This window comes from Paracoccus sp. MA (assembly GCF_020990385.1).
Classification (GTDB): Bacteria; Pseudomonadota; Alphaproteobacteria; order Rhodobacterales; family Rhodobacteraceae; genus Paracoccus.
In genome coordinates this window covers 511,216-520,415 of the sequence record NZ_CP087597.1, presented here as the reverse complement: position 1 = coordinate 520,415, position 9,200 = coordinate 511,216, and the positions used below count along the sequence as shown (strand labels likewise).

The 9,200-nt window shown below is 69.0% G+C and carries 13 protein-coding genes; 7 read left to right on the top strand and 6 right to left on the bottom strand.

What is annotated here, in order from left to right; translation table 11 throughout:
• Nucleotides 1-3: 3 nt before the first annotated feature.
• Entirely contained in the window at nt 4-627 is a 624-nt protein-coding gene (locus tag LOS78_RS02705; protein ID WP_230376799.1) for a hypothetical protein, read from the bottom strand.
• Nucleotides 628-806: 179 nt separating this feature from the next.
• Between LOS78_RS02705 and hisB the strand changes: the two genes are divergently transcribed.
• Together hisB and hisH are read left to right on the top strand one after the other, a co-directional pair.
• Nucleotides 807-1,394, top strand: a complete 588-nt coding sequence (gene hisB / locus LOS78_RS02700) for an imidazoleglycerol-phosphate dehydratase HisB (RefSeq protein ID WP_230376798.1) — start codon at nt 807-809, stop codon at nt 1,392-1,394.
• The gene (gene hisH, locus LOS78_RS02695; RefSeq protein ID WP_028712593.1) at nt 1,394-2,023 is read left to right on the top strand and encodes an imidazole glycerol phosphate synthase subunit HisH; all 630 of its coding nucleotides are present in this window, start codon (nt 1,394-1,396) and stop codon (nt 2,021-2,023) included. The genes hisB and hisH overlap by 1 nt, the downstream gene beginning before the upstream one ends.
• Nucleotides 2,024-2,093: 70 nt before the next feature.
• On the opposite strand, the gene LOS78_RS02690 is transcribed toward hisH, so the two are convergent.
• A complete protein-coding gene (locus tag LOS78_RS02690) occupies nt 2,094-2,480 on the bottom strand; it encodes a DUF2147 domain-containing protein (RefSeq protein WP_230376797.1) in 387 nt (128 codons plus the stop codon).
• 171 nt (nt 2,481-2,651) lie between these two features.
• Here LOS78_RS02690 and hisA point away from each other — a divergent pair, with 171 nt between their 5' ends.
• From hisA to LOS78_RS02670, 4 genes are read left to right on the top strand one after another with little or no spacing between them, the layout of a single operon-like run.
• Nucleotides 2,652-3,368 carry a 1-(5-phosphoribosyl)-5-[(5-phosphoribosylamino)methylideneamino]imidazole-4-carboxamide isomerase gene (hisA, locus tag LOS78_RS02685; protein WP_028712591.1) on the top strand — a complete coding sequence of 239 codons (717 nt, stop codon included), beginning with the start codon at nt 2,652-2,654 and terminating at the stop codon, nt 3,366-3,368.
• A gap of 26 nt (nt 3,369-3,394) precedes the next feature.
• Nucleotides 3,395-4,156: an imidazole glycerol phosphate synthase subunit HisF gene (gene hisF, locus LOS78_RS02680; RefSeq protein ID WP_028712590.1), complete on the top strand. Its 762-nt coding sequence runs from the start codon at nt 3,395-3,397 to the stop codon at nt 4,154-4,156.
• A complete protein-coding gene (locus LOS78_RS02675; RefSeq protein WP_028716346.1) occupies nt 4,153-4,479 on the top strand; it encodes a phosphoribosyl-ATP diphosphatase in 327 nt (108 codons plus the stop codon). The genes hisF and LOS78_RS02675 overlap by 4 nt, the downstream gene beginning before the upstream one ends.
• 4 nt (nt 4,480-4,483) lie before the next feature.
• On the top strand, nt 4,484-4,984 hold the full coding sequence (locus LOS78_RS02670) for an MgtC/SapB family protein (protein ID WP_028712588.1): 501 nt from the start codon (nt 4,484-4,486) through the stop codon (nt 4,982-4,984).
• Here the strand turns inward: LOS78_RS02670 and rnd are convergent.
• The 3 genes from rnd to LOS78_RS02655 form a co-directional block, all read right to left on the bottom strand.
• Nucleotides 4,981-6,150 carry a ribonuclease D gene (gene rnd / locus LOS78_RS02665; protein ID WP_371824707.1) on the bottom strand — a complete coding sequence of 390 codons (1,170 nt, stop codon included), beginning with the start codon at nt 6,148-6,150 and terminating at the stop codon, nt 4,981-4,983. The two genes, LOS78_RS02670 and rnd, sit on opposite strands and share 4 nt — an antisense overlap.
• 128 nt (nt 6,151-6,278) lie before the next feature.
• Nucleotides 6,279-7,409 (bottom strand): tRNA guanosine(34) transglycosylase Tgt, encoded by a 1,131-nt coding sequence (tgt, locus tag LOS78_RS02660; RefSeq protein WP_230376795.1) that lies wholly within the window; start codon nt 7,407-7,409, stop codon nt 6,279-6,281.
• A gap of 43 nt (nt 7,410-7,452) precedes the next feature.
• Complete coding sequence (locus LOS78_RS02655; RefSeq protein WP_028712584.1) at nt 7,453-8,208, bottom strand: GNAT family N-acetyltransferase; 756 nt, start codon at nt 8,206-8,208, stop codon at nt 7,453-7,455.
• A gap of 98 nt (nt 8,209-8,306) precedes the next feature.
• Between LOS78_RS02655 and msrB the strand changes: the two genes are divergently transcribed.
• The gene (gene msrB, locus LOS78_RS02650; protein ID WP_028712583.1) at nt 8,307-8,699 is read left to right on the top strand and encodes a peptide-methionine (R)-S-oxide reductase MsrB; all 393 of its coding nucleotides are present in this window, start codon (nt 8,307-8,309) and stop codon (nt 8,697-8,699) included.
• Between the two features lie 23 nt (nt 8,700-8,722).
• On the opposite strand, the gene LOS78_RS02645 is transcribed toward msrB, so the two are convergent.
• The gene (locus tag LOS78_RS02645) at nt 8,723-9,178 is read right to left on the bottom strand and encodes an outer membrane protein assembly factor BamE (protein ID WP_051416190.1); all 456 of its coding nucleotides are present in this window, start codon (nt 9,176-9,178) and stop codon (nt 8,723-8,725) included.
• Nucleotides 9,179-9,200 lie beyond the last annotated feature (22 nt).

Here is a 9,200-nt window from a genome sequence, read left to right as displayed (position 1 = left end):
GGCTCAGCCCCTTTCCCCGTCCAGATTGGCGCCTTCCCGGGCCAGGTCGCCGGCCGGCTCCTCGCTCCGCCCCGCCGGCTCGGCCGGGCCGTCCTCGACCGGCGCGGCGGTTCCGGTTTCGGACGCACCTGCCGGCCCCGCCTGCGGCGGCAGGTCGATCATCCGGTCCAGCGCGTCGATGATCTCGCCCATCTGCGCGATCTCGGCAGAGCGGGCGGCGCGCAGCGATTCGATCTCGGCCTCCAGCGCCCGGCGGGTCTCGTCCGGCGACTCGCCGCCGCCCTGGGCCGCGATCAGGGCGCGGTTGGCCTCGGCCAAGGCCTCGTTCGCGGCCGAGAGCCGGGCGGCTTCCTGCCCGGCATGGACCAGCCGCTGATGCGCCTCGGCCAGCCGCGCCTCGCAGTCGGCCAGCATGGCCGCCTGGCGCTCGTGCAGCGCGGCAAGGTCTTGCGAGAGGCGCTGATTTTCGGCCTGAATCTCGCGCAGCCGCGCCTCGGCGCCTTCGGCATCGCCGGCCGGGGGTCCGGAGGCGGTGCGGCGCGCCAGGTCCGCACGGTCGAGGAATTGGTCGATGCGGTCCAGGGCCGCGATCAGCCGCTTTTCGCTGGCGTTCAGGTCGTCTCTCATCGGCCGGGATCCTTTCGGGTCGCTTGTCCTTGCGGGTCGCCCTTGTGGGTCGCTTGTCACTTTTTGGCATTGCATCGGCCATATGACAAGGATGGGTGCGGTTTCCCGCCGCATCCCGCGCTTTTCAGCCGCCGGATCGGGTCCTATAAGGCGGCGAGCCTGATGAGGAGAGACGCCAGATGCGCCGCGCAAAGATCACCCGCGACACGGCCGAAACGCAGATCGAGGTCGAGCTGGACCTGGACGGCAGCGGCCGCTACGACAACCGCACCGGCGTCGGCTTCTTCGATCACATGCTGGACCAGCTGGCGCGGCATTCGCTGATCGACCTGACGGTGCGGGCCAAGGGCGACATGCATGTCGACGACCACCACACGGTCGAGGATACCGGCATCGCCATCGGCCAGGCCTTGGCCCGGGCGCTGGGGGACAAGAAGGGCATCCGGCGCTATGGCGCCTTCCACCTGGCGATGGACGATGCGCTGGTGCGCGCTGCGCTGGACCTGTCGGCGCGGCCTTATCTGGTCTGGAACGTGGATTTCCCGGCGCAGAAGATCGGCAGCTTCGACACCGAGCTGGTGCGGGAATTCTTCCAGGCGCTTTCGACCCATGGCGGGATCACGCTGCATGTGGACCGCCTCCACGGGCTGAACGCCCATCACATCGCCGAGGCCGCCTTCAAGGCCGTGGCTCGCGCCCTGCGCGAGGCGGTCGAGCCCGACCCGCGCATGGCGGGCGTGCTGCCCTCGACCAAGGGCGCGCTGTGATGCGCGTCGCGCTGGTCGATTACGACAGCGGCAACCTGCATTCGGCCGAGAAGGCCTTCGCGCTGATGGGGCGCGAGGCCGGGGCCGAGGTCGTGGTGACCTCCGATCCCGCGGTGGTGGCCCGCGCCGAGCGCATCGTGCTGCCGGGCGACGGTGCCTTTCCGGCCTGCCGGGCGGCGCTCGACGCCGTGCCGGGCATGGTCGAGGCGCTGCGCGAGGCGGTGCTGGACCGTGCCGTGCCCTTCATGGGCATCTGCGTCGGCATGCAGATGCTGGCCGAGATCGGCCATGAATATCGCGATACCGCCGGGCTGGGCTGGATCGGCGGCGAGATCGAGGCCATCGACGCCCCCGGCCTGAAGGTGCCGCATATGGGCTGGAACGACCTGACGGTGCTGCGCCCACATCCGCTGCTGGACGGCATCGCCACCGGCGACCATGCCTATTTCGTGCATAGCTGGCAATTCCGCGTCGCCGATCCGGCGCATCTGCTGGCCACGGCGGATTACGGCGGCCCAGTGACGGCGGTGGTCGGGAAGGGCAATATCGTCGGCACCCAGTTCCATCCCGAGAAGTCGCAGGCCGTCGGGCTGCGGATCATCGGCAATTTCCTGCGCTGGCGCCCGTGAGGGCCGCCGGTGCCGGGGGCTGTCTGCCCCCGGACCCCCGAGGATATTTGGACAAGAAAGAAGCCGGGGCCTATTTTACCTGGACCCAGCGCTGCGTCTTGCAGAACACCGCGATGCAGCCCGAGACGCTCAGCGTCTTGCCGCTGAGCTGCATCTTCGACTTGTAGGTCTTGTCCGCGCCCGGGTCCCAGATCGTGCCGCCCGAGAACTTGCCGCCGCCCTCGTCGGTCATGCCGGCGACGATGTTCTTGCCGGTATGGGGCGAGCTGATTTCCTTCCCGGCCTTGTCGAAGCTCTTGATCAGCTTGCCGCAATATTTGCCGCCGCAGTCGTAGAACTGCACCATGCCGACATTGCCGTCGTCATTGGGCTGGGTCTGGAAGATGCCGCTGATGCCTTCGGCCTGGGCGGCGGCGCCGGCGAGCGCGAGCGATGCGGCAAGAGCCAGTGTTCTCATGGTGATTCCCCTCCCTTGGGGTCCTGTTGGCGGGTTGTGGTCCCGGGCGCAGGATGCGGGCGCCCGCCCCCGCCGATCAAGCCTGACGTGAGGTCGCGGCTTCGGGTGCCGGGGCCTTTCGGATCGGCGCCGGCTGTGGCAAAGGGGCGCCACGCTATCAGGAGAGATGCGATGATCCTTTATCCCGCGATCGACCTCAAGGACGGCAATTGCGTGCGCCTGCTGCGCGGCGACATGGAGGCGGCGACCGTCTTCGGCTCGGACCCCGCCGCGCAGGCCCGCGCCTTTCAGGATGCCGGAGCGGAATGGCTGCATCTGGTCGATCTGAACGGCGCATTCGCCGGCAAGCCGGTGAACGCCGCCGCGGTCGAGGCGATCCTGGCCGCCATCGAGGTGCCGGCCCAGCTGGGCGGCGGCATCCGCGACATGGCGACCATCGAGGCCTGGCTGGAGCGCGGGCTGGCGCGGGTGATCCTGGGCACGGTGGCGGTCGAGCAGCCGGCGCTGGTGCACGAGGCGGCGATGGCCTTTCCCGGCAAGATCGCCGTCGGCATCGACGCCCGCGGCGGCCGGGTAGCGACGCGCGGCTGGGCCGAGGAGACCGACGTGATGGCCGTCGACCTGGCGCATCGCTTCGAGGACGCCGGCGTCGCCGCGATCATCTATACCGATATCGACCGCGACGGCGCCATGGCCGGCCCCAACATCGCCGCGACCGAGGCGCTGGCCCGGGCGGTGAACATTCCGGTCATCGCCTCGGGCGGGGTTTCCTCGATGCAGGACCTGATGGCGCTGCGCGCGACCGGGGTCATTGCCGGCGCCATCTCGGGCCGGGCGCTTTACGACGGCGCCATCGACCTGAACGCGGCGCTGAAGGCGCTGGCCTGACGACGCGGGGCGAGGTAACAAGGCCCATGCTCAAGACCCGTGTGATCCCCTGCCTGGATGTCGCCGATGGCCGCGTGGTCAAGGGCGTGAATTTCGTCGATCTCGTCGATGCCGGCGATCCGGTCGAGGCGGCGCGCGCCTATGACGCCGCCGGCGCGGACGAGATCTGTTTCCTCGACATCCATGCCACGCATGAGAATCGCGGCACCATGTACGACCTGGTGACGCGCACCGCCGAGGCCTGCTTCGTGCCGCTGACCGTGGGCGGCGGCGTGCGCAGCCACCAGGACGTGCGGGCGCTGCTGCTGGCCGGCGCGGACAAGGTCAGCTTCAACTCGGCCGCCGTGGCCAATCCCGACGTGATCGCCGAAGCCGCCGACCGTTTCGGCAGCCAGTGCATCGTCTGCGCCATCGACGCCAAGACCGTGGCGCCGGGGAAGTGGGAGATCTTCACCCATGGCGGCCGCAAGCCCACCGGCATCGACGCGGTGGAATTCGCCCGCACCGTGGCCGCCAAGGGCGCGGGCGAGATCCTGCTGACCAGCATGGACCGCGACGGCACCAAGTCGGGCTTCAACATTCCGCTGACCCGCGCCGTCGCCGATGCGGTGAACGTGCCGGTGATCGCCTCGGGCGGGGTCGGGATGCTGGAGCATCTGGCCGAGGGCGTGCTGGAGGGCCATGCCTCGGCGGTGCTGGCGGCCTCGATCTTCCATTTCGGCACCTTCACCGTGGCCGAGGCCAAGGCACATCTGGCCGCCGCCGGCATTCCCGTGAGGCTGACATGAGCGGCCCCGCGCAGACTGGAATGCAGCGCCTGGCCGAGACCATCGCGGCACGCAAGGGCGCCGATCCCGAGACCAGCTGGACCGCCAAGCTGCTGGCGAAGGGCCCGGAGAAATGCGCCGAGAAATTCGGCGAGGAAGCCGTCGAGGCGATCATCGAGGCGGTCAAGGGCGACCGCGAGCGGCTGATCTCCGAGGCCGCAGATACGCTTTACCACCTGCTGGTCATGCTGGCGGCGCGCGACGTGACGCTTTCGGACGTGGAAAATGAACTCGACCGCCGCGAGGGGCGTTCGGGGATCGAGGAAAAAGCGTCTCGAAAGTGACAACATGCTGGACATGCTGGCGGGCGAGTTCTCGCGCCCCATGAGCCTGCCCGCCAGCGTGGTCGCCCTGCGGCTGACCATGGCGGTTCTGCTTGGCGGGGTGATCGGCTGGGAGCGCGAGGTCAAGTCGCGCGCCGCCGGGCTGCGCACGCATATGCTGATCGCGCTGGCGGCGGCCTGCTTCACGCTGGTGGCGATGGAACTGGTCAATTTCACCCCGGAGAACGAGAGTCAGCAGCGCACCGACCCCTTGCGGCTGATCGAGGCGGTGACCGCGGGCGTGGCCTTTCTGGCCGCGGGCTCGATCGTCATCAACAAGGGCAATGTGCGCGGCATCACCACAGGCGCCTCGATGTGGCTGTGCGGCGCCATCGGGCTGTGCTGCGGAACCGGCGACCTGCGGCTGGCACTGATGGCCACCGGCATGGCGATGGTGGTGCTGTATCTGATCCGGGTGGCGATCAGCCCCGCCGCCCGCGAAGTGGCCGGCGGCGACGAGGATTAGGGACAGGGCACCACCTTGACCGCACCGCCCTGGGCGGAAAGCGCGATCTCGCCCGTCGCCAGCCGCAGCGCGTCGCGGCCGAAGACCTCGGCCCGCCAGCCATGCAGCGCCGGCAGGTCGCGCGCGCCCGAGGCGATGGCGTCCAGATCGGCGGCCGAGGCGATCAGCCGCGGCGCCACGCCCGCTGCATCGGCCTTGGCTTTCAGCAATACGCGCAGAAGGTCGGCCAGCGCCGCATTGCCTGGCCGGCCCGGTTCCTCGGGCGCGGGCTTGGGCAGGTCGCGGGCCTCGACCCCCGCCTTGACCGCGGCGAGGATGCCGTTGGCGATCTCGCCCCGGCGCGCGTCGCGCAGAAGCAGCCGCGACTTGGCCAGATCGGCCTCGGTCAACGGCTTGGTCGAGGCCAGCTCGATCAGCGCATCGTCCTTGAACACCCGGGCGCGGGGAATGTCGCGTTCCTGCGCATAGGTCTCGCGGAAGCGCGCGAGTTCGCGCACCACGGCCAGGAAGCGCGGCGAGCCGGAGCGGGTGCGCACCCGCTCCCACGCCTCTTCCGGACGGGTGATGTAGGTTTCGGGATTCAGAAGCACCGCGACCTCTTCGGCCAGCCAGGGCGCCCGGCCGGTCTTGTCGAGCTGGGCCGAGAGGAATTCGTAGATCGCCCGCAGATGCGTCACGTCGGCCAGCGCATAGGCCGCCTGCGCCTCCGAGAGCGGCCGGTGCGACCAGTCGGTGAAGCGCGAGCTCTTGTCCAAGGGCTGGCGGGCGATCTTCTTGACCAGCGTCTCGTAGCCGACCTGCTCGCCGAAGCCGCAGACCATGGCGGCGATCTGGGTGTCGAAAAGCGGGTCGGGCATGACGCCGGCATCGTGGAAGAAGATCTCCAGATCCTGCCGCGCGGCGTGGAAGACCTTGACCGTCGCCTTGTGGCGGAACAGGTCGTAGAGCGGCTCCAGCGACAGCCCCTCGGCCAGAGGGTCGATCAGCACCGCGGCGCCGCCCGCCGCCTTGGCGGCCGAGGCCGGCGGCAGCGCCGCCTGGATCAGGCAGAGCTTGGAATAATAGGTCCGCTCGCGCAGGAATTCGGTGTCGAGCGTGACATAGGGCTGGGCCTTGGCCAGTTCACAGAATTCGGCCAGTTCGGCCGTGGTGGCGATGGTGCGGATCTCGGTCTTGCGGTCGGTCTGTGCAGTGGCTGGCATAGGGCTCTTTCAAGGGGCGGCGGGTCATCCGCCGGGCGATTCCCTCCGGCAATATCGAAGGTTCGCAGAAATTCAAGGCATTACCCGGCGTTTCACAAAGGTTCTATGTCGCCCTGTGCCCGCATTGCCTCGAATTCGGCCACGAATGCGGCCAGGGTGCCGCGGGCGATGGCCTCGCGCAGCCCGGCCATCAGCTCCTGGAAGTAATGCAGGTTGTGCCAGGTCAGCAGCATGCCCGAGATCATCTCGCCGGCGCGGAAGACATGGTGCAGATAGGCGCGGGAATAGCCGGTGCAAGCCGGGCAGTTGCAGTTTTCATCCAGCGGGCGCGGGTCGTCGGCATGGCGCGCGTTCTTGACATTGACCTGGCCGCGCCGGGTCCAGGCCTGCCCGGTGCGGCCAGAGCGCGAGGGCAGCACGCAATCCATCATGTCCACGCCGCGCAGCACCGCGCCGACGATGTCGTCGGGCTTGCCGACGCCCATCAGGTAGCGCGGCTTGTCCTCGGGCAGGAAGCCGGGGGCATAGTCCAGCACGCCGAACATCGCCTCCTGCCCCTCGCCCACGGCGAGGCCGCCGATGGCGTATCCCTCGAAGCCGATGGATTTCAGAGCCTCGGCCGATTCCTCGCGCAGCTCGCGGGTGACGCCGCCCTGCATGATGCCGAAAAGCGCGTGGCCGGGCCGGTCGCCGAAGGCGTCGCGGCTGCGCTGCGCCCAGCGCATCGACATGCGCATGGATTTCGCCACCACCTCCTCGGAGGCGGGCAGGGCCGGGCATTCGTCGAAGGCCATGACGATGTCCGAGCCCAGCAGGCGCTGGATCTCCATGCTGGTCTCGGGCGACAGGAAATGCTTGGAGCCGTCGACATGGCTGGAAAAGGTCACGCCCTCTTCGGTCAGCTTGCGCAGGCTGGACAGCGACATGACCTGAAAGCCACCCGAATCGGTCAGGATCGGGCGCGGCCAGTTCATGAACCGGTGCAACCCGCCCAGCCGGGCGATGCGTTCGGCGCCGGGGCGCAGCATCAGGTGATAGGTGTTGCCCAGCAGGATGTCGGCGCCGGTGGCGCGCACCGATTCGGGCAGCATGGCCTTGACCGTGGCGGCGGTGCCGACCGGCATGAAGGCGGGGGTGCGGATCTCGCCGCGCGGCGTGTGGATCACACCGCTGCGGGCGCGGCCGTCGGTGGCCGAAACGGAGAAATGGAATCTGTCGCTCATGCCCGCGCAGATAGGCGGTTTCGCAGCCGGATGCAAAGCCGGCCTACATCCCCGCCGCGCGCAAGAGTTTCGCGCGTCCGGGGGGAATGGCGCGGATCTCCAGCCCGGTGAAGACATGCAGCGTGTCCAGCTGCCGGTCCACCACCGCATGATCGCTGACCCAGCCCCCCATGGCGAGGTATGAGCGCAGAAGCGGCGGCATCGCCGCCATGGCGCGGCGTGGGTCGGCCTTGCGCAGCCGCAGCGCCCGGGCAAAGCGAAAGACCTGCGGCGCCTTCACCCGCGGCAGCCAGCGCTTCGGCGCCAGATGCCGCTCGCGCAGCATGGCAAAGGCGTCCTCGTAGCCATGGGTGTCGGTGCCCATGAAGCTGGAACAGCCGAACAGCATCTCGACGTCCTCCTCGTCCACATGCCGCGCCAGCGCCCCCCAGGCGAGGCGCAATATGTCCGGGTCCTGCCATTCGGGATGGATGCAGAATCGGCCGATCTCGACCATGCGGCCGCGGAAATCGCGCAAACGGGACAGGTTGTAATAGCGCGCCGAATAGCTGTCGCCGATCTCGGCCCCGCCGGACAGGGTCAGCATGCGGAAGCAGGCGACCAGCCGGCCCGAGGCACCGTCGCGAATCAGCACATGGGCGCAGCGATCGTCGTAATCGTCGGCATCCAGCGCCTCCGCTGCCTCGGCATCCCGGCCCCGGCCGCGAAAGCACAGCCAGCGCAGCCGCTGCGCCTCGCGGATCTGCCCTGCGCTCTCGGCGAAACCGATCTCGTAGCGGCCCTTGCTGAGTGACATCATGGCGCCCTGCCCGTCCGTGAACTGGCCCCGATCCGACTTGTTACCGCCCATCCTGCGCCTATCTTGTAACAGCAGCATAGCAGGATTGAAGGGCCAAGATGTCGGAACGGATCATCAAGACGGAAGCGGAATGGCGGGCGCAGCTGGACCCGGAAACCTATCGCGTCACCCGGCAGGCCGGAACCGAGCGGCCGTTCTCGCATCCGGGCTTCCCGCAGGGGCCGGGCCATTACGAATGCGTCTGCTGCGGGGCGCGGCTCTTCGACGGCGACGCCAAGTTCGAAAGCCATTGCGGCTGGCCCAGCTTTTCCCGGCCCGGGGGCAGGATCGACGAGCATCGCGACACCAGCCACGGCATGATCCGCACCGAGGTGCGCTGCCACCGCTGCGATGCGCATCTGGGCCATGTCTTTCCCGACGGGCCCCCGCCGACCGGGCTGCGCTATTGCATCAACGGCGTGGCGCTGCGCTTCGTGCCCGAGCCGGGCTGAGCGCCCGCGGCCTCCCGCGCCGGTCAGTCGCGCAACAGGTCGCTGGCCTGGACGCGGCCGACATTGCCCAGCAGCTGGCGGACCAGGCCGAGGCTGGCGACCCCGGTATCGGTCACGCGCCGCGACAGCACCACGACCCGGCCGCGCTCCAGCCCGAAATGCTCGACATTGCTGACCACGCCGTTCTCGGCAAAGCTGACGGCCACCACCTGGCGGTCGATCTCGCGCGGCTGCCGGGGCCCGTAGAACTCCCAGCGCGAGCCGACGTAATACCAGGCCGAGCCGGTCAGCAGCCCCTGGGCCGAGGGCCGGCCGATCAGCCCCTCAAGCTGGGATTGCGAGGTCTGGCCGACCACGACCTGGGCCAGCTGTTCCTGGGGCGGAACATAGCCATGGTTGCGATAGGTGGCCTGGCAGGCGGAAAGGCCAAGAGGCGCGGCCAATGCGAAACCCATGAGCTGCCGCCGGGAAATCTTCATCTTCTCTCTGTCCCCTTACGCG

Bases quoted from the DNA above. Each gene is read 5' to 3' on its own strand.
- LOS78_RS02705 (WP_230376799.1), bottom strand. From the start codon at position 627: ATGAGAGACGACCTGAACGCCAGCGAAAAGCGGCTGATCGCGGCCCTG.
- hisB (WP_230376798.1), top strand. From the start codon at position 807: ATGCGCCGCGCAAAGATCACCCGCGACACGGCCGAAACGCAGATCGAG.
- hisH (WP_028712593.1), top strand. From the start codon at position 1,394: ATGCGCGTCGCGCTGGTCGATTACGACAGCGGCAACCTGCATTCGGCC.
- LOS78_RS02690 (WP_230376797.1), bottom strand. From the start codon at position 2,480: ATGAGAACACTGGCTCTTGCCGCATCGCTCGCGCTCGCCGGCGCCGCC.
- hisA (WP_028712591.1), top strand. From the start codon at position 2,652: ATGATCCTTTATCCCGCGATCGACCTCAAGGACGGCAATTGCGTGCGC.
- hisF (WP_028712590.1), top strand. From the start codon at position 3,395: ATGCTCAAGACCCGTGTGATCCCCTGCCTGGATGTCGCCGATGGCCGC.
- LOS78_RS02675 (WP_028716346.1), top strand. From the start codon at position 4,153: ATGAGCGGCCCCGCGCAGACTGGAATGCAGCGCCTGGCCGAGACCATC.
- LOS78_RS02670 (WP_028712588.1), top strand. From the start codon at position 4,484: ATGCTGGACATGCTGGCGGGCGAGTTCTCGCGCCCCATGAGCCTGCCC.
- tgt (WP_230376795.1), bottom strand. From the start codon at position 7,409: ATGAGCGACAGATTCCATTTCTCCGTTTCGGCCACCGACGGCCGCGCC.
- LOS78_RS02655 (WP_028712584.1), bottom strand. From the start codon at position 8,208: ATGATGTCACTCAGCAAGGGCCGCTACGAGATCGGTTTCGCCGAGAGC.
- msrB (WP_028712583.1), top strand. From the start codon at position 8,307: ATGTCGGAACGGATCATCAAGACGGAAGCGGAATGGCGGGCGCAGCTG.
- LOS78_RS02645 (WP_051416190.1), bottom strand. From the start codon at position 9,178: ATGAAGATTTCCCGGCGGCAGCTCATGGGTTTCGCATTGGCCGCGCCT.